14 protein-coding genes are annotated in these 22,781 nt (G+C 62.2%); 12 read left to right on the plus strand and 2 right to left on the minus strand.

From position 1 onward, the window contains the following. Window positions 1-52 precede the first annotated feature (52 nt). The 10 genes from Q0602_RS14670 to Q0602_RS14715 all read left to right on the plus strand — a co-directional run bounded on the left by Q0602_RS14670 (window position 53) and on the right by Q0602_RS14715 (window position 14,940). Window positions 53-1,372 carry a peptide ABC transporter substrate-binding protein gene (locus Q0602_RS14670; protein WP_298844845.1) on the plus strand — a complete coding sequence of 440 codons (1,320 nt, stop codon included), beginning with the start codon at window positions 53-55 and terminating at the stop codon, window positions 1,370-1,372. Window positions 1,373-1,415: 43 nt separating this feature from the next. After that, window positions 1,416-2,342, plus strand: coding sequence for an oligopeptide ABC transporter permease OppB (oppB, locus tag Q0602_RS14675; RefSeq protein ID WP_071231767.1), 927 nt, complete (start codon window positions 1,416-1,418; stop codon window positions 2,340-2,342). A gap of 59 nt (window positions 2,343-2,401) precedes the next feature. Next, a complete protein-coding gene (locus Q0602_RS14680; RefSeq protein ID WP_298844853.1) occupies window positions 2,402-3,361 on the plus strand; it encodes an ABC transporter permease subunit in 960 nt (319 codons plus the stop codon). A 182-nt stretch (window positions 3,362-3,543) separates the two neighbouring features. Further along, complete coding sequence (locus tag Q0602_RS14685; RefSeq protein ID WP_298844855.1) at window positions 3,544-5,145, plus strand: ABC transporter ATP-binding protein; 1,602 nt, start codon at window positions 3,544-3,546, stop codon at window positions 5,143-5,145. 61 nt (window positions 5,146-5,206) lie between these two features. Next, window positions 5,207-7,114, plus strand: a complete 1,908-nt coding sequence (pepF, locus tag Q0602_RS14690; RefSeq protein WP_298844857.1) for an oligoendopeptidase F — start codon at window positions 5,207-5,209, stop codon at window positions 7,112-7,114. 611 nt (window positions 7,115-7,725) lie between these two features. Then, window positions 7,726-8,571, plus strand: coding sequence for an energy transducer TonB (locus tag Q0602_RS14695; protein WP_298844859.1), 846 nt, complete (start codon window positions 7,726-7,728; stop codon window positions 8,569-8,571). A 39-nt stretch (window positions 8,572-8,610) separates the two neighbouring features. Beyond that, window positions 8,611-9,327 carry a MotA/TolQ/ExbB proton channel family protein gene (locus Q0602_RS14700; protein ID WP_298844861.1) on the plus strand — a complete coding sequence of 239 codons (717 nt, stop codon included), beginning with the start codon at window positions 8,611-8,613 and terminating at the stop codon, window positions 9,325-9,327. Window positions 9,328-9,377: 50 nt separating this feature from the next. Further along, window positions 9,378-9,779 (plus strand): biopolymer transporter ExbD, encoded by a 402-nt coding sequence (locus tag Q0602_RS14705; protein WP_110640466.1) that lies wholly within the window; start codon window positions 9,378-9,380, stop codon window positions 9,777-9,779. Window positions 9,780-9,932: 153 nt separating this feature from the next. Continuing rightward, window positions 9,933-12,731, plus strand: a complete 2,799-nt coding sequence (locus Q0602_RS14710; protein WP_298844865.1) for a TonB-dependent receptor — start codon at window positions 9,933-9,935, stop codon at window positions 12,729-12,731. 73 nt (window positions 12,732-12,804) lie between these two features. Further along, a complete protein-coding gene (locus tag Q0602_RS14715) occupies window positions 12,805-14,940 on the plus strand; it encodes a M13-type metalloendopeptidase (RefSeq protein WP_298844867.1) in 2,136 nt (711 codons plus the stop codon). A 96-nt stretch (window positions 14,941-15,036) separates the two neighbouring features. Here Q0602_RS14715 and Q0602_RS14720 read toward each other — a convergent pair whose 3' ends face one another. Then, window positions 15,037-18,504, minus strand: coding sequence for a hypothetical protein (locus tag Q0602_RS14720; protein WP_298844869.1), 3,468 nt, complete (start codon window positions 18,502-18,504; stop codon window positions 15,037-15,039). 292 nt (window positions 18,505-18,796) lie between these two features. Next, window positions 18,797-20,104: an OmpP1/FadL family transporter gene (locus Q0602_RS14725; protein WP_295037258.1), complete on the minus strand. Its 1,308-nt coding sequence runs from the start codon at window positions 20,102-20,104 to the stop codon at window positions 18,797-18,799. Between the two features lie 319 nt (window positions 20,105-20,423). Here Q0602_RS14725 and Q0602_RS14730 point away from each other — a divergent pair, with 319 nt between their 5' ends. Both Q0602_RS14730 and Q0602_RS14735 read left to right on the plus strand, forming a co-directional pair. Continuing rightward, a complete protein-coding gene (locus Q0602_RS14730) occupies window positions 20,424-20,867 on the plus strand; it encodes a MerR family transcriptional regulator (protein ID WP_295037257.1) in 444 nt (147 codons plus the stop codon). Further along, window positions 20,864-22,781, plus strand: a 1,918-nt coding sequence (locus tag Q0602_RS14735; RefSeq protein ID WP_298844872.1) for a heavy metal translocating P-type ATPase, incomplete at its 3' end; no start/stop codon positions are given. The genes Q0602_RS14730 and Q0602_RS14735, both read left to right, overlap by 4 nt.

Consider the following 22,781-nt stretch of genomic DNA (forward strand, 5'->3'; position numbering starts at 1 on the left):
GTATAGAGAGCCGTAGAGTTCGCGTGTACGGCTGTACTTTACGTGTACGTGTGTGGGGAGCGACGCCGAGTGGTCCGACGGCGAGCCGATAACTGCCGAGGACGCCGTCTTCGCCCTGCGTCGCGTGCTCGATCCGGCGATCGCCAACCAGAACGCCAATCTCTACTACCCCATCGTCAACGCCCGAGCGATCAATGCCGGTGACAAGAGCGCCGATGCCCTCGGGGTCGAAGCCGTCGATTCGCATACGCTGCGCATCCGATTGACCCAGCCCACCGCCTGGTTCCTGCAGGCGCTGGCGATGACCGAAGCGGCGCCGCTTCCCGAACATGCCATCGCCGACGCCGCGGGCTGGGTGCAGCCGGGCAACACCGTTTCCAGCGGCGCCTTCACCCTGAGTGAGTGGCAGCCGCAGTCGCGCATCGTGGTGGAGAAGAACTCCCATTTCCATGCCGCCGACAGCGTCGCCGTGGACAAGGTCACCTTCTATCCCATCGACGATGCCGGCTCGGCCCTCAACCGTTTCCGCACCGGCGAGATGGACATCGCCTACTCCAGCGTGCCGTCGTCACGCTTTGCCTGGGCGCGGGAGAACCTCGGCGACGCGCTGAGAGTCGGCCCGCTGACGGCGGAATACTTCTACATGTTCAATCTTCACGACGGCCAGCCGCTGGCGGATAAACACGTTCGCGAAGCCCTCAACCTGGCCGTCCGGCGCGACGTCATCACCGACCAGATCCTCGGCCAGGGCCAGACCCCCTCGTTCTGGTACGTGCCGCGCAACACCGACAACGCGCCGCAGGGCGAGCTGGATTTCGCCGACATGCCGATGGACCAGCGCATGGCACGCGCCAGGGAGCTGATGCAGGAAGCGGGCTACGGACCCAACCATCCGCTGCACCTGAGGCTCAACTACAACACCCTGGAAGATCACAAGAAGATCGCGGTGGCGGTGGCCGCGATGTGGAAGCCGCTGGGCGTGGAGGTCGAGCTGATCAACTCCGAGGCGGCCGTCCACTACGCCACCATCCGCGAAGGCAATTTCGAGGTGGCGCGCTACGGCATGGTGGCAACCATCAACGACCCGTTCGATTTCCTCAATGCCTACGCCGACAACGGCTCGGCCAGCCGGAGCAGCGGCTACCACGACGCGACCTACGACGCGCTCGTCGCCGAGAGCACCGGCGAACTCGACGCCGAGAAGCGCCGCCAGTTGATGACCCGTGCCCAGCAGCGACTGCTGGACGACTATGCGCTGCTGCCACTCTACGACTATGTCTCCGTTCACCTGGTTTCACCCGATCTCCAGGGCTGGGAGAGCAACCCGATGGACGTTCATCCGCTGCGCTATCTCCAGGAGCGCGAGCAATGATTCTCTCGAAGACGCCGCCACGTTCAGGCTCAGGTGACTCCGCATGCTGATCTACACCCTCAAGCGCCTGCTGCAGGCGATTCCCACCCTGCTGATCGTGATCACGATCTCGTTCTTCCTGATGCGGGTGGCGCCGGGTGGCCCGTTCGACGGCGAGCGCCAGCTGCCGCCGGAGATCGAGGCCAACCTGATGGCCGCCTACCATCTCGACGAGCCGCTGCCGATGCAGTACCTGCGCTACATGGGCAACCTGCTCCAGGGCGATTTCGGACCGTCGTTCAAGTACAAGGACTTCTCGGTCACCGAGCTGATCATGCAGGGGTTCCCGGTCAGCCTGGAGATCGGCGGGCTGGCGATCCTGCTGGCGCTGATCATCGGGTTGCCGCTGGGGATCGCGGCGGCGATCAAGCGCAACTCCACCGTGGATTACCTGGTCATGGGCACCGCGCTGACCGGCATCGCCGTCCCTAACTTCGTGATCGCGCCGATCTTCGCGCTGGTGTTCGGCGTCCTGCTGGGCTGGCTACCGGCCGGGGGCTGGAACGGCGGCGCCCTGCCCAACCTGGTGCTGCCGGTGGTGGCGCTGTCGATCCAGCAGATCGCCTATATCGCGCGGATGATGCGCGCCAGCATGATCGAGGTGCTGGGCAGCCACTTCATCCGCACCGCGCGGGCCAAGGGTCTCAACGAGGGCGAAGTGATCTGGCGCCACGCGATTCGCCCCGCCCTGCTGCCAGTGATGTCCTACCTCGGGCCGGCCATCGCCGGGATCATCACCGGGTCGGTGGTGATCGAGCAGATCTTCGGCATCCCCGGGATCGGCCGCTACTTCGTGCAGGGCGCGCTCAACCGCGACTACACCCTGGTGATGGGCACGGTGGTCTTCTACGGCGTGCTGATCGTGCTGATGAACCTGATCGTCGACCTGCTCTATTCGGCGCTCGACCCGCAGATCCGCTATGACGACTAATCCCCCGACAACGACACCCATGACAACGACGCCCACGACAACCAACAGGGAGGCCGCTGATGACATCCGAATCCAAGCCCTATAGCGGCGAACAGCGGGATGGCGCCCCGCTACCCGCCGGCGGCCCCAATCCGCCCCGCGCTCCGGAACCGGGCTCCGTCGCGGCACCCGTGGGCGAAAGCCTGGCCCGCGACGCCTGGCGTCGCCTCAGCCAGAACCGTGCCGCCATGGCCAGCCTGGGCCTGCTGATCGCCATCATCGTGGTCTGCATCGTCGGCCCGTGGCTGCTGCCCTGGGGCCTGGCCGAGGTCGACTGGAACGCCTTCGGCACCGGCCCCACGCTGGAAGGCGCCCACTACCTGGGTACCGATGCCAACGGCCGCGACCTGCTCACCCGGGTGCTCTACGGCGGACGCGTCTCGCTGTCGGTGGCGCTGGTCGCCTCCTTCGTCAGTCTGGTGATCGGCGTGCTCTACGGCGCCATCTCGGGCTATCTGGGCGGCCGTGTCGACAACTACATGATGCGCTTCGTCGACATCATGTACTCGCTGCCCTTCATGTTCCTCGTCATCCTGTTGATGGTGGTGTTCGGCCGCAACATCTTCCTGATCTACGCCGCCATCGGCGCGGTGGAGTGGCTCGACATGGCCCGCATCGTGCGCGGCCAGACCCTGGCGCTGAAGCGTCGCGAGTTCATCGAGGCGGCCCATGCGCTGGGCGTGCGCGACACCAAGATCGTCACCCGCCACCTGATTCCCAACGCCATCGGCCCGGTGATCATCTACGTCACCCTCACCGTGCCCAAGGTGATCCTGCTGGAGAGCTTCCTGTCGTTTCTGGGGCTCGGCGTGCAGGAGCCGCTGACCAGTTGGGGCGTGCTGATCTCCGAGGGCGTAGACATGATGGAGAGCGCCCCGTGGATGCTGCTGGTGCCGTCGTTCTTCCTCGCCGCCACGCTGTTCTGTCTCAACTTCCTGGGTGATGGGTTGCGTGATGCCCTCGACCCGCGCACACGCTGAGGAGCCCGAAAAATGCCTGCGCTCGCCCAGCCCGTATTTGAGATCCAATCGTTGAACAGCCCCTCAGGCTGCTCATTGATACCCCATCAACTCCGCGCCTTCGAAGCTGTTCGCCTCGGCTGGCCATCGCTCGCCGATTTTTCGCCGGCGTACGACTCTCCAACAACGTCGGGAGCCGTTTCATGAGTTCTCTGCTCGAAATCGACAAGCTCAGCGTGACGTTTCAATTGCCCACCGGGCCGGTGACGGCGGTCAAGGACGTGAGCTTCGCCATTGCCGAGGGCGAGACGATGGCGCTGGTCGGCGAGTCCGGCTCCGGCAAGTCGGTCACCTCCACCGCCGCCATGCGCCTGCTGCCCGAACTCGCCGAGACCACCGGCGCGATCCGCTTCAACGGCGAGAACCTGCTGGAGGTCACACCCAAGCGCATGCGTCGCGTGCGCGGCAACGACATCTCGATGATCTTCCAGGAGCCGATGACCTCGCTCAACCCGCTGCACCGCATCGGCAAGCAGATCGGTGAAGTGCTGATCCGGCACAAGCAGCTCAAGGGCCAGGCCAATCGGCAGCGCGTCCTGGAGCTCCTGAACCAGGTCGGCATCCCCGAGCCGGAACGGCGCATCGACAGCTACCCCTACGAGCTCTCCGGCGGCCAGCGCCAGCGCGTGATGATCGCCATGGCGCTGGCCTGCGAGCCGAAACTGCTGATCGCCGACGAGCCGACCACCGCACTCGATGTCACCGTGCAGGCGCAGATTCTCGACCTGCTCAAGTCGCTGCAGGCCGAGTACGGCATGGCGATCCTGTTCATCACCCATGACCTGAGCATCGTTCGCCACTTCGCCGATCGTGTCGCGGTGATGCGTTACGGCGAGGTGGTCGAGAGCGGCCGCACCCTGGACGTGTTCGAGGCGCCCCAGCACGACTACACCCGCATGCTGCTGGACGCCATTCCGCGTGGGCGCAAGGAGCCCGCCCCGGCAGACGCACCGGTGCTGATGAGCGGTCGGGACATCAAGGTGCGCTTCGCGCTGAAGAAGCGCCTGTTCGGCAAGAGCGAGTACTTCGAGGCGGTGCGCGGGATCGATCTCTCCATCCGCCGCGGCGAGACGCTGGGCATCGTCGGCGAGTCCGGCTCGGGCAAATCGACGCTCGGCCGCGCCCTGCTGCGACTGCTGAAATCCGAGGGCGAGATCCGCTTCGAGGAAGCCGACATCTCCGGACTCGACAAGTCCGGCATGCGTCCGCTGCGTTCACGCCTGCAGGTGGTGTTCCAGGACCCCTTCGGTTCGCTCTCCCCGCGCATGACGGTGGGCGACATCATCAGCGAAGGCCTCAAGGTGCATCACCCGGCGCTGAATCGCCGCCAGCGCGAGGCCGAGGTCATCGCCGCGCTGGAAGAGGTCGCCCTCGATCCGGCCATGCGCAACCGCTACCCCCACGAGTTCTCCGGCGGCCAGCGCCAGCGGATCGCCATCGCCCGCGCGCTGATCCTGAAGCCCGAGCTGCTGCTGCTCGACGAGCCGACCTCGGCCCTCGACCGCTCGGTCCAGGTGCGGGTCATCGACCTGCTGCGGGATCTGCAGAAGAAGCACGGCCTGACCTACCTGTTCATCAGCCACGACCTGTCGGTGGTTCGCGCGCTCTCCGACGACGTGATGGTGATGAAGGAGGGGCGGGTCATCGAACACGGCTCGGCGGAAACGATCTTCTCGAATCCCCGGGAACCCTATACCCAGGCGCTGCTGAAAGCGGCATTTCTGGAGAGCGAAGCCGTGGCCTAGGGTTACCGTCCAGCGCTCAAAGAAAGACGATCAACAACAACAATCGACGCGAGAGGCCATCGTGGTTTTCAACAGACTCGACAACAACAAGACAGTCAGATTGCTGACACTCGGCATTGTGCTGGCCGGCGCATCGCTGGCTTTTTCAGGCGTATCGCAGGCACAATCGACGCCTTCATCAAAGTCACCTTCGGCGGAGAATGGCGTGTGGAATCTCGCCGACCTCTACCCCTCGCTCGACGACTGGCAGCAGGCGCTGAAGGATGTCGACGAGCTCATTGGGGGCCTCGGCGACTACCAGAGCACGCTGACCGACAGCCCGGAAGCTTTGGCCACGGCACTGGATGCCATTCGCTCGGTGGAGAAATCCGCCAGTCGTGTGCAGACCTATGCATCCCTCCAGGCCGACGAAGATCTACGTGACGGTCAGGCGCAGGAGCGTCAGGGACAGGCCGAGCAACTGATGGCGCGGTTCGAATCCGCCATCGGCTATCTGCGTCCGACGCTGATCGCGATGGACCGAAGCACCCTCTCGAGCTGGCTCTCCAACCCGCAACTTCAGGATCATCGCCGCTTTCTGGAAAACGTGATTCGTGAAGCGCCCCACACGCTCTCCGAACAGACCGAAACCGCGCTGGCAGCCCTCGGCCCGGTGATGAGCCATGAGACGCCCTATTCGCTACTGGCGAACTCCGATATCGAGTGGCCCACCATCACCATCGACGGCAAGAGCGTGCGGCTCGATGCGGCCGGTTACAGCCACTGGCGGGAATCCGAGGATCGCGACGTTCGCCAGCGGGTATTCGATGCCTACTGGCCAGCCTGGCAACAGTTCACCTCCACCTTCGGCTCGCTGCTCAATGCTCAGGTCCAACAGCATGTCACCGAGTCGAGGCTGCGCCATTACGACAGCGCGATGGCCGCCGCGGTATCTCGCGATGACATTCCTCCGGCGGTCTATCAGCAACTGATCGACTCGACCAACACCCATCTGGGCACGCTACATCGCTACCTCAAACTGCGTCAGCGCATTCTCGGTGTCGACCAACTGCACTACTACGATATCTACCCACCACTCGCGGAACTCGACGAAACGTTCGATCTCGACGATGCACGTCAGTTGACCCGAGAAGCGACGGCACCGCTGGGGCCGCATTACGCTGAACTGCTCAAGCAGGCCACCGACTCACCCTGGACCAGCGCCTATCCGAGTCAGGGCAAACGCTCCGGGGCCTACATGAACGGATCCGCGTATGACGTTCACCCCTACGTGCTGATGAACTTCAATGGCAGTTACGGTGATGTATCGACCTACGCTCACGAGTGGGGCCATGGTCTTCATAGCATGCTGACTGCGGAGACTCAGCCGTACGCGACGTCGGACTACTCGATCTTCACCGCCGAAGTCGCGTCCACGACCAACGAGCAGTTGCTGGTCGATCGCATGATCCAGCAAGCCAAGACGCCTGAGGAAAAGCTTTTCTACATCGGGCAGGCACTGGAAGCGATTCGTGGCACCTACTTCCGCCAAGCCCAATTTGCAGAGTTCGAACTGGCCATCCACCGCGCGGCGGAGAATGGCGAACAGCTATCCGGTGATCGCCTGACGAAAATGTACGGCGAGATTCTGCGCAAGTACTACGGCGTCGATCAGGGCATTACCGACATCGACGAAGCGGACTACGCCGAGTGGGCTTACATCCCGCATTTCTACTACGACTTCTACGTCTATCAATACGCCACGTCGATCACGGCGGCACAGGTGTTTGCCCAAGGTCTCGAGGAAGATCCCCAGGCGTGGCGAGAGAGATATCTCAACGTGCTCTCCCAGGGCGGCGCGCAAAGCGGTTATCAGTTATTGAAGAACGCAGGTGTGGATCTTGCAACGCCGGCTCCCTATGACAAACTCGATGACACGATGAACAGGCTAATCGACGAAGCCGAAGTCATTCTCGACAAGACAGGTTGAGGAGCGGGCACAAGACTCGCGGATCGAGATATTCAGTCAGTATGACGACATCACCGCTACGCATGAACGCCCTCATATCGAGGGCGTTTTTGCAGCTGTTATTCATCGGTTACGGAAAACACACCCCCTTTCGGTGCTGAATATAAAGACCGTAATCGGCATGCGTTTTTCCTATCCCTTCATTCATAAAACGTATGTTTTTTAGCGGTGCGACGTGCCAGAATTCGCACTACTCGAGTGCAATAAAAGACATACGACTGGACGACAGCAGAGTCGGTTTGTTAGAAACCAGACAACTCTCTCAAGGACGATTCCCCGCAGCATCGCAGGTGTTATACAACCTACCCTTCCTCACCAGTCATGCTGCAATCAAGGTGACGGAAAGCCTGAGAAATATCTGAAACTAACCCCCATAAAACAATTGTTTACTCAATCCTAAACCGCAACCTGCGATTTTGTATAAAATCTTCAATATCACGATCACCACCCACCGAAAAACATTGTTATCGGCCTGCACTGATTGGCACATATATTGCTGCGAAAAAGGACAAGGTAATGTGGCTCCTGTCGCGGAGTCACCAAAGAGCAGTCACTAGAACAATCGAGACAATATGACCGCGATCGAGCACGGGCTTCCCGCTCAGGGATTCACGCAAAAAAACAGACGTTCGATATCACGACCGGAAGTGCTGGTCCTGATAGCGATATCGGCGCTGATTCACGGATTGATATGGTGGTCGTTGAATCGTCACCCCATGATTGCGGCCGAAGTTCTGCCCAATCAGGCATCCCAGGCCTCGGAAGTCACGGTCTCGCTGACCAGCGCACCCCCGCCGCAACCACCGCCCCCGCCACCGCCTCCCCCGGTCGAACCGCCGCCCGTTCAGGAAGCACCGGTCGTGGATGATGTCGCCGTCACACCGGCCGAAGAGGAAGTGTCTCCCGAACCGGAGCCGGAACCAGAGCCGGAACCTCAGCCAGAGCCTGAGCCACAACCCGAACCGGAGCCTGAGCCCGAGCCGGAGCCTGAGCCTGAGCCGCAACCTCAGCCCGAGCCGCAACCGAAGCCGCAACCGAAGCCAGCACCCACGCCGGCTCCGCAGAAGCCTGCACTGACACCGAGCCAGCCTTCTAAGCCGGCGCAGAGTGCCAGCGCATCGTCGAGCAACGAGGTCACGCCCGCAGTATCCGGCATGCAGAGTCTCGGCAACCCGCCGCCCCGCTATCCTTCGCTGGCACTGCGCCGCGGTTACGAGGGTAACGTGCAGTTGAAGATATTGGTCATGCCTGATGGCACGGCGGGTCAGGTACAGGTCATTCAGTCCAGTGGGCATCGAGAACTGGATGAAGCCGCCGTCGAGACGGTTCGTGGGTGGACGTTCAAGCCGGCAAGACGTGGCGATACGCCGATCAAGGGCTGGGCGCTGCAGACAATCGCGTTTCAGCTTCCCAACTGACAAACAACAACGACGCAACACTTCAGCAAGGAAAACACCATGATGGAATCCAACGATATTACCGCCATGATCGTTCCCGGCGTGCTGTGGACGCTGATCGTATTCTCCATCGCGACCTGGGCCATTCTGCTGATCAAGGGCCTTCAATTCGCCAGGAACCGAGTCGAGAACAAACGCTTCCAGAAGGCTTTCTGGGAGGCCAAGAGCATGGAAGAAGGCGAATCCATCAGCGAAAAGCGCCCCGGCACCATGGCATCGATCGCGCGAGCCGGATTCGATGTCATTACGGGACGAGACATCGCGCCCAGAAATCAGGACCTGGCCCAGAAGGTCAATCGCTCCGATCGACTCGAACGTACGCTGAGACAGCAGATCCAACGTGAAAGGCGCTCTCTGGAAGGCGGCCTGGCGATTCTCGCCAGTATCGGCAGCACCTCTCCTTTCATCGGTCTGTTCGGCACGGTGTGGGGCATCATGGAGGCATTGATCACCATCGGCGAAACCGGCGAGGCGGGCCTGGATACCGTGGCCGGACCTATCGGTCATGCATTGATTGCGACGGGAGTCGGTATCGCCGCCGCCGTCCCCGCGGTACTGGTTTACAACTACTTTACGCGGCGCCTGAAACTCAACGTCTCGCTGATGGATGACTTCGCTCACGATTTCTACAGCCTGGCCCAGCAGCACGCCTTTCAAAGCCACTCGCCCAGACCTGTCGCGCCGGAAGTATCGTCGCCTGCACCGGCAATGGGTTGACCCCGATGTACGAGTTCTCCCTCAACCTGCAAATAAGAAGGTAACGAGACATGGCTTTTTCCAGTCACGACGATGACGAAGTGCTCAGTGAGATGAACGTCACGCCGCTGGTCGATGTGATGCTGGTGCTACTGGTGGTCTTCATCGTCACCGCCCCACTCATGACCAATGCCGTACACGTCAATTTGCCCAAGACGGGGGCCGTCGCGCCTCCCGAAACCAAGGAGCCGATGGTCGTGAGCGTCGATGCCGATGGTGCTTATTTTATTGGCAAAAAAGAGTACAGCTTCGAAGACCTGGAGCAGGCGCTGGTCCAGGCTCACGAGGACAACCCCGACCAAGCCGTACAGCTTCAGGCGGATGAAGGGGTGGAGTACGGCACGGTTGCCAAGGCCATGGCAGCGTTGGAACGCTCCGGCATTCAGAAAGTAGCCGTGCTCACGCAGCCCTAGGCTTTCCGGAATAGCCGTCGCCCTCAGCTAGCAGCGGGTTCACTCTCATCCTGAAAGGAGGAAAAGCACCACTCATAACAACAATCTAGAGCATCCAAATAATAGCTATTGAATTTCGAATACCAACAACTGCTATTCAAGGAACACCAGACAATGACAACCCAAAAAATTTGGGATGCCAAGCATCCCACGGACCCGCTTTGCCCGAAATTCGGGTGGCGAAGCTCGATCCTGCGTCCCGGCGTATGGCGCAAGTCATCCCTACTCGCGTCGACCTGTCTGATCCTGGCAGCGGCACCACTGGCCGTGGCGCAGAGCAGTGACGATGACTATGTCGCCCCGCCGGCCGGTGCATCCGACGAGATTGCCGAGGCGGCACCCGCTGCGGCGGCGGCTGCCCCTGCCGCGGCCGTCGCGGCGCCCGCAGCCGCACCGACGCAGGATCTCGGCCGCATGGAGGTGACCGGCTCGGCAATTGCCCGAACGGACGCCGAAACTGCGGTCCCGGTGACGATCATCGAAGCCGAGGAGATGAGGCAGCAAGGCATTACTTCAACCGCCCAGTTGCTCTCGCAGATTTCCGCCAACGACACAAGCTACGGGCCCGGTTACGGTACAGGCACAGCCATCACCGGTGGAGCCAGTTTTGCCAACCTGCGTGGTATTGGCACAGACAAGACACTGGTGCTGCTGAACGGTCGCCGACTGGCCAATAACTCGCTGGACGGCAGTGCCGTTGACCTCAACTCGATTCCGTTCGGCGCTATCGAGCGCGTCGAGGTCTTGCGTGACGGCGCCTCGGCAATCTACGGCACCGATGCCATCGGCGGCGTCATCAACTTCATCACCAAGAAAAACCTCAGTGGAGGGAACGTGGAGCTCGGCTACGACGCACCCACCCATAGTGGTGGCGGCGATAGCGGCGACATCAGCGCGACCTGGGGCAACGGCGATCTCGAAGAAGATGGTTTCAACATCATGGGATCGATGCGATACCGCAAGCAAGATGACGTTGACTATACCGACCGTAGCAGTATTCGCCAGATCTATGATCCTTCGAGCGGCATCAACGGCACTTCATCTTTCGCTTATCCTGGCAATTATTACCAGGGCGACGTGGCAGGCAACCCGCTTGCCGGAGAAGGTTGTAACGGAGAGGGGTTGGTCGATACCGGTGGCGGCACCTGTACCTATGACTACGGCCGGTACGGCCAAATCCAGCAGAAGACCGAGAACACGTCGCTTTATACTCGAGCCTCGGCCAAGCTGGCGGAGAACCATACGGCCTCTCTCTCCTACCTATGGTCACGGAATAAAAACACCTCGCTGAGCGCGCCATCACCGACTTCTGGTGGTCCGGTCATTCAGCCCGGGACACCTTTCTATCCGGACGATCCCGCGCTAGATCCAACTCAACCGGTCGACGTACGTTGGCGCGGTATTCCCGCTGGACCCCGTGTGACTGACAACACTATCGACGCCCAGCGTCTGGTGCTGGATTTCACCGGCGATTTTTCCGGTTTCAACTACGATAGCGCCGTTTCCTGGAACCGCAGTGATACAGACCTGAACTATCGTAGCGGCTATCTCGATGACAATGACCTGCAAGACGCTTTCAATAATGGACTGATCGATCCGTTCTCCACCGACCCGCTGACCGCCGCCGGCCAACAGGCCCTGGCAGATGCCGAGGCCAGTGGGCTGGTGTGGACCGCCCAGAACGATGTCTACGCCTGGGACGGTAAACTCAGTCGCGAAATCGGCGACTGGTTTGGGGCCGGCTCCTCGGCCATCGCCGTCGGTGCCGACTACCGCCACGAGCGACTGAAGCTCGAGACCGATCCCGACGTAGCCTCTCGTGCGACCAGTGGCGGACTCTCGCCGGATGCCTCGATCAACGAGAGTCGTGATGTCAAAGGTATCTACAGTGAATTGAACGTACCCATCATCGACGGGCTCGAAGTCACGGCGGCAGTGCGCTACGACGACTATAGCGATGTGGGCGATACCACCAACCCCAAGATCTCCTTCCGCTGGCAACCCTTCCAGCAACTGCTGGTTCGTGGTGCCTATAGCGAAGGCTTCCGTGCCCCATCGCTCTACGAACTCTACGACCCTGCAGCGCAGACGTTCTCACCAGGCGGCCTCAATGACCCGCTCCTTTGCCCCGGTGGCTCGCCCGCCAACGGCGGCGTTGGCAGTCGCGACTGTAACACCCAGTTCCTGGAGGAGCAGGGCGGCAACGAAGATCTGAAACCGGAAGAGGCCAAGAACTGGACACTCGGCTTCGTCTATCAGCCATTCCAGAGCTTTTCGGCGGGTCTGGATTTCTGGTGGATCGAGATCGAGAACGAAGTTGCCTTGCCGACTTCCGATTACGTTATCGCCAACGAGCCTGGCAACATCGTGCGTAACGATGACGGGTCAATCGACTACATTCCGGTTCGCTATCAAAACCTTGGCACCACCAAGACCAACGGTGTCGACGTGTCGGCAAACTATCGACTGCCGACAAGCTACGGCTTCTTTACCGTGGGCTACACCGGCACATACGTCGATCGCTATGACTTCCAGGAAACGCCAGATGGCGATTACGTCAGCCGCGTCGGGCACTACCGCGCCGGCTACGGCACGGTCTTCCGCTGGAAGCACAAGCTTTCCGTCAACTGGAACAAGGGCCATTGGGGTGCCGGTGTCATCAATCATTACATGACGGGTTATGACGACTACGACACCTCTACTCACAGTGAAGTCGGTTCCTACACGACTTGGGACGCACTGGGTTCGTACGCGTTCACGGCCGGCCCGACGGTCACCCTCGGCGTACGGAACATGTTCGACCGCGACCCGCCGTTCTCCAACCAGCCAGAAGTTGGTCAGCTCGGCTATGATGCCCGCTACGCCGACGCACTGGGTCGCACAGTCTACGCCCGTTTCAATTACGCTTTCTGACGGGCAACCGTTCTAACGACCGATTGCCGCTGACTCGTGCAGCGGCTTTTTTCATCCGAACTACCGAGACATCATGACTGATAGACACTTCATATCAACTTCGGCGATCCGCCGCGCCATCGTGCTCCTGATGATCGCCGGTACCGCCGGTTCAAGCCCATTTGCTGCTGGCAGTCAGGGCGAATCGCCATCCTCGACAACCTCAAGCTCATCCGCCCCATCGCACGCGTCGGCGCCGGCCACCACTACTACCAGGCTAGGAACCTGGGGCGTCGACCTGAGCGCCCGCGACACCAGCGTCGCCCCTGGCGACGACTTCTACCACTACGTCAACGGCGGCTGGCTGGCACGCACCTCGATTCCGTCCGACCGCAGCAACTACGGCGCCTTTACCGTGCTGGCCGACCGCGCCGAACAGCAGGTGCGCGACATTCTGCGCCAGCTCGATGGCGCCGACACCCCGCCGAACTCGCCCCAGCAGCGGTTGGGCGATCTCTACCACGCCTGGATGGACGAGGGCGCTATCGAGGCCAAGGGCCTCACGCCGCTGATACCGGACCTGGAGCGCCTGGCGGCGATCGGGAGCAAGGGGGATCTGGCCCGGTTCAGCGCCGACAGCCGCCTCGGCGTGCCGGCTATCGTGACGCCAGAGATCGATATCGACGTCAAGGCGCCGGATCGCTACGCCGTCTACCTGTCGCAGATTCCGCTGATCCTGCCCACTCGGGACTACTATCTCGGCGACGATCCGCGCTTCGACGCGATTCGCCAGGCCTACCTCGGCTACATCGACAGGCTCCTCACATTGGCCGGGCAGCCCCATCCCCGACAGAGCGCACATCGAATCCTCGAGATGGAGACCGCCATGGCGAGGGTCGAGTGGGCACCGGCCAAACAGCGGGATCGCGATCTGACCTACAATCCACTGCAGTTGGATCGACTCGGCGACTATGCCTCCGGTTTCCCCTGGCAGCCATGGCTCTCGGCCAGCGGACTTGCCGGTCAGGACGAGGTCGTGCTGGCGGAGAACACCGCCATTCGCGAGCTGGCACGGCTTTATGACGAAACGCCGCTCTCGACGCTCAAGACCTATGCGACGTTTAGATTGCTGGACGCCAACAGTCCTTACCTTTCGAGCGACTTCAGCCGGGCGCACTTCGAATTCCACGGCAAGCGTCTGTCCGGCCAGCCGGAGCAGCGCGAGCGCTGGAAACGCGGCGTATCGCTGATCAACGATTTCCTGGGGCAGGCCGCCGGCAAGCTCTACGTGATGCTGCACTTCCCGCCCCGGGCCAAGAGCGAGATGGAGACGCTGGTCGCCAATCTCGAAGACGCCTATCGCGATCGTCTGCAACACCAGGTGAGCTGGATGACCGACCGGACCCGTCAGCGGGCGCTGGAAAAGCTCGACGCCTTCACCGCCAAGATCGCCTATCCCGATGAATGGGAAACCTATGCAGGGATGGACATCAGTTCAAACGATCTTTACGGCGATATCGGAGCCGTGCGCCAGTGGCACTGGCAGGACGATCTGGCCAAGCTCGGCGGTCCGGTGGACCGGGACGAGTGGTTCATGAACCCGCAGACCGTCAATGCCTACTATTCGCCCTCACGCAACGAGATCGTGTTTCCGGCGGCGATCCTGCAGCCGCCCTTCTTCGATCCGAACGCCGATCCGGCGGTCAACTACGGTGGCATCGGCGCGGTGATCGGCCACGAGATGAGCCACGGTTTCGACGATCAGGGCCGCAAGTCGGACGGTACCGGCATGCTGACCGACTGGTGGACGACCACCGACGCCGAGCATTTCGACGAACTGGCCAGACACCTCGGGCAGCAGTACGCCCAGTACGAACCGGTGCCGGGCTACTCGCTCGACCCGCAGCTGACGATGGGCGAGAACATCGGCGATCTCGGCGGACTCAACATCGCCCTGGGTGCCTATCACCGCTCGCTCGATGGCAACCCCGCGCCGGTCATCGACGGCTTCACCGGTGACCAGCGCTTCTTCCTGGCCTGGGGCCAGGTCTGGCGTCGCCTGATGCGCGAAGAGGAGATGATCAATCGGGTGCAGGGCGACCCCCACTCGCCGTCGCAGTTCCGCGTCAACGGCATCGTGCGCAACATGGATGCGTGGTACGACGCCTTCGATGTCACGCCCGGCGACGATCTCTACCTGCCGCCCGAAAAGCGGGTGGTGATCTGGTAGCCTCGGTTCGGATGGAAGAAAAGCAGCCCGAACGACACCCCCCGGCCAGATGGCCGGGGGCGAGTCCGTCAGCTTGCGTCGAGTGGCTGCCCGATCTCAGGCGCGCCGCTCGACGCCGATCGTCTCGAGCCAGGCGTTGAGATCCTTGGTACTGATCTTGCCGTCGCTGCCATCGCTTTTCTTGAAGGTATCGAGCACCGCGAACAGCCCCTGATCCTCGGATAGCAGTGTCGCCGCCTCCTGTTCGCTTTCGTCACGATCCTTGTCATCGACGATCTTGTCGAGATCATCGCGGCTGACGATGTCGTCCTTGCCGTTCCAGTCGTCCCAACTGTCGATCGCCACTGTCAGCGCCTCCTCGTTGTCACGATAGAAATCGATGTCGTAATCTCCCACGACCGAGGCCTGACGATAGCCATCCAGGTCACCTTCACCAATGGTGGCAAACCAGTCGTCGAAATCTTTCGTACTGATCTTGCCGTCGCCGTTGCCGCCTTTCTGAAAGGTGTCCAGGGCGTTGAAGAACCCCTCGTTCTCGTGCAGGAAACGCGCCGCGTCATGCTCGGCATCGCTCCTGCCGCCATCGTCGACAATCTTCTGAAGATCCGTCCGGCTGACGATATCGTCCTTGCCGTTCCAGTCATTCCAGCGCTCGGCGATCGTCTGGAGTTCGGCCGAGTGATCCTGCAGGAACGCGGAACCATAATCGTTGGCCGCCGCTGTCTGTCGATACTCCTCCACGCTGTCCTCGCCGAGCTCTTCCAGCCAGGTGTCGAGATCGTTGGTGCTGATCTTGGCGTCACCGTCTCCGCCCTGTTTCAACGAGTCCAACCCGTCGTAGAAGCCGTTCTCGTCCAGCAGGAACTGTGCAGCATCCTGCTCCTCCTGACTCTTTCCCTCGTCCGCCACGATATCCCGAAGATCATCTCGGCTGACGATGGCATCGCTGCCGTTCCAGTCGTCCCACACGGCGGCGACGGTGTCGATTTCTGCTTTATGGACATCAAAGAAATCCTTGCCATAGAGCGTCATCATCGCGTCCATGCGGGAGTTTCGACGCAGCTCGTCGGTGCCCAGGCCTTCGTCGCCGGCCTCCAGGTCAGTGTCGCTCCAGGGGCGCCAGTCGTCGGTCTTGCTGACATGGTCCTTGCCGGTCTGCCGCGTGGTGCCACCGGTCAGATGTTTCTCCCACAGATTCTCGGTGCCGGGGTCACCGTCCTTGTGCAGATGGGGCGCCAGCCGGGAGAGCGAGCTGCCGTGTTTGCCCTCGGTATCCTGGAAGTGCTGCCACTCCTTCGACTGGTAGTCGAAGATCGACTGGTCGTCGGGCGAATCCCGGCCGCCGTACATGTAGGACTCGTAGCGGGCGAACTCGAGCTTGTCGCCCCAATCCTCCTCGGTCACGCCGTACTCGGAGAGATCCTTGAAGAACTCTCCCTGGGAATCGGTCAGCTTCTGCATTTTCTGATGATTGATCGCTTCGGCGATCAGCGTTCCGGCGACGCCGAAGACGGTGCCGACGACGCCCAGGATGGGACCAGCCACGCGCGCCCCCATGAAGATCCCGCTCATCACGCGGGTGCCGATACCACCGAGGTTGGCGGCAAGGTTGCTGCCACTGGGGGCGAACATCGAGACCGTGTTGGCGATCGCCATGCCGGTGGTCGAGGAGCCCAGCCCTATCTGAATACCGGCGCCGGCTCTCTCCAGCGCCGTATCGGCGTCCTTGAGCTTCTTGACGCCGGTGACGAGATCCATGACGCCGCCGGTGATATCCAGGCCCGCGCCCCCCATGAAGCGCAGATACGAGCGCCCCACCTTCTTGGCGATGTCGGTGCCCGAGGTCCTGGTGCCGGTGTCGATCATTTGGTTGCCCAGGTTTTCCGCCAGCTTGTCGAAGTTTCTCCGCCCGTTCTCATCGAGATCGTCGAGTGGAATGCCTTGATTGCCGAGACTCCGGGACCCGTTGTCCACGCGCAGACTGATGTTTTCGGCGAAGAGATCGGCCTTGACGTCGGCGCCGGATCTCCAGATGTCAGGGAAGTTGTCGCCCAGCAGCCCAAGCCAGGCGGTCGCATTGGCGCGCGGCACGCCGCCTTCGATGCCGGGCACCTCGCGCTTTCCGCCCAGCGTCTCGATGAGATTCGAACCGAACTTGGCAAAATCGTTGCCGAAACTGAGCGCCCCCACCAAGTCCCGGACGGCCCCCACCCGCTCATCGGTGGTCATCTCGTCCCAGCCGCCATTGGATATCTGCATGCCACCGCTGATGAGGCTCATCATCCCGCTCATGGCACCCAGCGTGCCGCTGGAGCTGGCCGAATCGAGAACCTTCTTGAAGGTCCCTTTTTCCGCCTCTGGCAACGCTGTCAGATTGTCGTTGACGATCTTCTGGAACAGCTTGTCCTTTTCCGCCTGACTGATACCCGGCCGGTTGGTGACCTCCGTCGCCAGGCGCAGGGATTCGGCGAGTTTCTTGTGCTCGCCCGCCGACAACTTGGATAGTGACGACTTGAACGATTCCAGATCGCGGTTCAGGGTTTGATAAGCGTTGTAGGACTTGTCGGTCTTGTCCAGATGCTGAAGCGCGCTGTTGATGCCCCCCTGCACGATATCAATGGTGTCGCGCAGCCCCGTGCTGACATTTTCCGCATCCACCGAGTCGGGATTTTCCATGTAGCCGTCGAGCTGATGGGTCATCATGTTCTGGTCGAAGGCCTGCTTCCGGTCCTTGTAGCTATCCGGCTCCAGCGCTTGCAGTGCTTCGAAATAGTTGTCGACTTCAGCCTGAATCCTGTCCGAGAGCGCCTCGTCTTCCGTCGCGTCCGCCTTCTCCTTCATCGCGATGACGTAATCCTCGAACTCGAGGTTGGCCTTGCCGTCGGCGTCGAATAGCGCTTCGTTGACCTTGTCGCTGATCGCCTCACGCTTGTCGTCGGGGACGCTTTCGATAGCCCCCTGCAGCGAATCGTCATAGCGCCTGCTGATACCCTCCTTCTGCATCAGCTCGGATATCTGCTTGGCCAGTTCGTCCTCGTCGATGATCGCCTTGGCATCGTCACCGGTGAGATGTGTCGGCTCCGTCTGTGCCTGGCGATAGGTCGTGCCGCCAGACTCGATCAGCTCGACGTAGCCATAGAGATCGTAGCCATGATCGGTGGCCCCCTGGGCATCGATCAGGTCGACCAGCTTCGCTTCGTCCGACTCTTCACCGAGCTTGCCGCTCTTGACGTCATCGCGGATGCCCTGGATGAAATCCTCGGCAGCCTTCTGCCCCACCGTCTTGCGGTTGCCGTCATCGTCTTTTTCATCGACCTCGGCCTCCATCAGGCCGTCGCCGGTGAAATCCGGGATATCGTACTTGTCACGTATCTGCTCGGCGCTCAGCGACGTATCGGAGGTCTGCTCGGGCTTCTCCGCAGCGTCGGTCTCTTCTGTCTCGCCGTCGGTCTTGCCCGAGGCGATGGCCCTGACCAGCGTCGACACCCACTGCGGAGAGTCCGCCGGTGCGCCAGCGGTATCCGGTGTCTCGATTTCGCGATCTGAGTTCACGGAAGGGGCCATCGATAGTCTCCTTGATGGAAAGGGAGGCCTGAGTCGTCTGCCTGGAGTTCACTTAGTATCTCGCCTCTCCATCGCCCAGGGAGGGCGAATGAGTGACCAAGTTTTTAATTGTGTAACGGTTCGGAAACGAATGATGACAGTTGTGCATCTTAACGATCGCCCCGGATTCGGGCGCCGTAAGGCTGGCGTCGATGCGCCGCCAGACCGACACGCCCGCCATTACGCGACGACCCCGGCCAAGGCCGGGGTCGCAGAGTGGTCGAGCGGGAGCGTCGATAGACGAACCCAGGGCCTAGAAGCGATAGGTCGCCTGCACGCCGAACAGGTTGAGCGAGTTGTCGTATTCGGCCTGATAGGAGTTACCGTTTTCGTCCTGCAGATCGACGTCGGCGCGATCTTCCCAGATGTAGCTGTAGGCGGCATCGATGGTCAGGTCGGGGATCGGCGTCCAGCCGGCGCCGATCGAGACCAGGGTGCGGTCCGCCGTGGGCACGCGTGGGCTGCGGTGGGCGTCCTTGACCGGCGACTGGTCGTAGGCGATACCGCCGCGCAGGGTCCAGGCCGGGTTGAGCTGGTAGGCGAGACCGGCGGCATACTGCCAGGTATCGCGGTAGTCCTGCTGTTCGTTGATATCCAGCCCCAGGTCGTTGTCGACTACCAACTGGTCGAAGCGGCTCCAGCGGATGTAGGTCGCCCCGGCCATCACCGTCCAGCGGTCGTCGAGCTGGTGGGTCACCGAGAAGTCGATGGTCTCGGGCAGGGTGATGTCGAGCGAGGCGTCGCCGTCGGCGTTGAGGAATACCGGGCCACCCGCACCGACCCCGCCGAAGACGTTGGAGGCGTCGACGTCGCCGGTGAGGTGGTATTCGACCTTGGAGCGGTAGGTGAGACCCAGGGTGGTGGACTCCACCGGACGGTAGATCATGCCGATATTGTAGCCCCAGGCGTCGTCGTCACCCTTGACGTTGACGGTGCCGTCACCGGCGGCTGTCGGATTGAGCGGGTTGGGCGACTTGCTCTCCAGCTCGCCCTTGATGTGGTTGTAGGTCACGCCGAAGCCGATGGCGAACTTGTCGTTGAAGCGGTACGACAGCGTGGGCTGGGCGGTGATGATCTCCAGATCGCTGTAGTTGCCGAAGTAGCGTCCCTTGAAATCGTCGCTGTAGTCGGTGACCAGGCCGAACGGCGCATAGACGCCGAGGCCGAAGCTCCAGCGATCGTTGATCGGCTGAACGTAGTAGCCGAACGGCACCGCCTTGTGGGGGATCATGTCGCCGTCGCTGCTGCCCTGGGTGCCGACCACGGCAACACCGCCCGGCGTGAGCGCCGGCTGGGTGCCGCTGTCGTTGCTGATGTCCGAGCTTGCATCGATATAGTGGGTGCCCGCGGTGACCTGGGCGCGGTCGAGGAACGACATGCCGGCCGGGTTGCCGAAGACGATGGAACCGTCCTGCACATTGGAGGAGCGCCCGGCCCAGGAGGTCCCCTGGCCGCTGACGCTCTGCTCCTGTAGCTGGAACGCTCCCGCCACGGCCTGCCCCGATGCGGCGGCGCTCACCAGTGCAATGGCCAACGATAGACGACGATAACGAATGATCATGATTGGTTTCCCCTGGACCCAGGAAGCCGCCGCGGCGGCGTCTTGCTTGCCTATCATGCGGTCGGTGATTCCGTTGTTTTCCAAGCCACTTCCCCGCGTGGGAAAGGCTCGACTTGTCACTTCCCGTTGTGACGGAATGGTGGTTTAGCGTCAATTAGCAAACGGTCGTTTTAATCGCCTTTTGGACATTTCTTTGGTCGTAAGACCAACGGCTATAGCCGGTCGGCAGTGAAAACGAATGCCTGCTGTCACGCCTTGACCAATGGGTAACACCCAGGTTTTAGACTCATGTTCATGACAGGCTCAGCGAGGATATCCGATGAAGGTCACCGAACTAGCCCGGGCCGCAGGCGTCACCCCCGAGACGGTACGCCACTACGCGCGACAATCGTTGCTCAACCCGCGCCGCGATCCCGACAACGGCTATCAGCTGTTCGATCAGCGCGATCTCGATCGGCTGCGTTTCATCCAGCGGGCGAGGACGCTGGGCTTCAGTCTCAAGGAGATCGCCGACATCCTGGAACAGGCGGATCAGGGCGACTCCCCTTGCCCACTGGTGCGCGACCTGCTGGCCGCCCGCCTGCCGCAGATCCATGCCCGGATTCGCGAACTCCAGGCCCTGGCGGATCGCATGGAGAGGGCGATGCGGGAGTGGTCGCACCTGCCGGACGGCACGCCCGACGGCCATAGCATCTGCCGACTGATCGAGCAGGCGCCCGAGGCCGGCGGGGATTGCCCTGCAACCGCGAGGAGACGTTCATGAGCCGCTACCAGTATCGCGTCGACGCCATGCACTGCCAGGGTTGCGTGGGCCGGATGCGCAGGGCGGTCCAGGCCGAGGACGAACACGCCGACATCAGCGGCGAGCCGGACGACAAGCGCCTCCAGGTCGTCAGCACGCTGTCGCGGCAGCGGATCGCCCGACTGCTGGCCGAGGCCGGCTATCCACCGGACGAGGAAGCTCCCGTCGAAGCCGATATCCCGACGTCATCCGCTGCGGCGGACGAGACGGATTCGGAGGTGGGGCGACGGCAGCGCCTGTCGATCAGCGGCATGACCTGCGCCGGCTGCGTCAACGCGGTGCAGAAGGCATTGTCCAGGACGCCGGGCGTGCAGCATGCCCAGGTCAACTTCGCCAGCGAGACGGCCCAGGTCAGCGGCCAGGCCACCACTGCCGACCTGGTCGCGGCGGTCGAGAGCGCCGGCTACGGTGCCTCGCCGATCGAGGATCTGCGCGAGGCTGCCACGAAGCGCCAGCAGAACGCCTCCCGTCAGGCCCGCCGCCATGCCATCGAATCGACGGTCAGCCTGGCGCTGGGCGTGCCGATGATGCTGGCGATGTTCGTCCATACCCCGCGACTCGTCGGTGGCGAACGCTGGGTATGGCTACTGCTGGGGCTCGCCACCCTGGGCGTGCTGGCAACCGCCGGCCGCCGCTTCTTCGACGGCGCCTGGAAGGCGTTTCGCCATCACCAGGCCAACATGGACACCCTGATCGCCCTGGGCAGCGCGGCGGCATGGCTCTATTCGATGGCCGTACTGATCGTGCCCACGGCGATTCCCGAGGCTTCCCGTCATCTCTATTTCGAAGCTTCGCTGATGATCGTCGGTCTGATCGGCATCGGCCAGACGCTGGAACTGCGCGCCCGCGGTCGCACCAGCCAGGCGCTCTCCCGCTTGCTCGACCTGCAGAGCAAGACGGCCCGGGTGATCCGTGACGGAGAGGAGCGCGATATCGAGCTCGGGCAAGTCCGGGTCGACGACCGGATCCGGGTGCGCCCGGGCGAGCGCCTGCCGGTCGACGGGACCGTCGAGGATGGCGAAAGCTTCATCGACGAGTCGATGCTCACCGGCGAGCCGGCGCCGATACGCAAGGCCCGGGGGGATCGGGTCAGCGCCGGTACCGTCAATGGCAAGGGCGGTCTGATCTATCGCACGACCCACGTCGGAGACGACACCCGACTGGGTCGTATCGTCGACCAGGTCTCCCGTGCCCAGGAGTCGCGACCGCCGATCGGCGCGCTGGCGGACAAGGTCTCGGCGATCTTCGTGCCCAGCGTGATGATCATCGCCGTGATCACGGCGATGATCTGGCTCGATTTCGGTCCGCCGCCGCAGCTCGTTCACATGCTGGTGGCGGCGACCACCGTACTGATCATCGCCTGCCCCTGCGCGCTGGGCCTGGCGACGCCGATCTCGACCATGATCGGTATCGGCAAGGCCGCCGAATACGGCGTTCTGGTCCGTGATGGGGAAGCGCTGCAGACGGCCAGCCGCCTGACCACGCTGGTGGTCGACAAGACCGGAACACTGACGGTCGGCAAGCCAAGCGTCACCGACAGCCGCTACTGGCAGGAGCAACCGCGCGTCGATGCCGTGGTGGCCGCCCTGGAGCGCGGTTCGGAGCATCCGCTGGCCGATGCCCTGATGGCGCATGTCGGCGATGCCACGGATAGCCTGGTGATTCATGACTTCCAGAGCCTGACCGGTCGCGGCGTCGCCGCCACGCTGGACGGTGGCATCCGGGTGCTGCTGGGAAACGCGGCGCTGATGAGGAAGCACGGCATCGACATCGACCCCGCTGCGGCCGAGGCGGAAAAGTGGCAGGCGCAGGCGACCAGCGTGATCTATCTAGCCAGTGGCGGACAGCTGGCAGCGCTGTTTGCGGTGCGCGATG

Source organism: uncultured Salinicola sp. (genome assembly GCF_937921195.1).
Taxonomy (GTDB): domain Bacteria; phylum Pseudomonadota; class Gammaproteobacteria; order Pseudomonadales; family Halomonadaceae; genus Salinicola.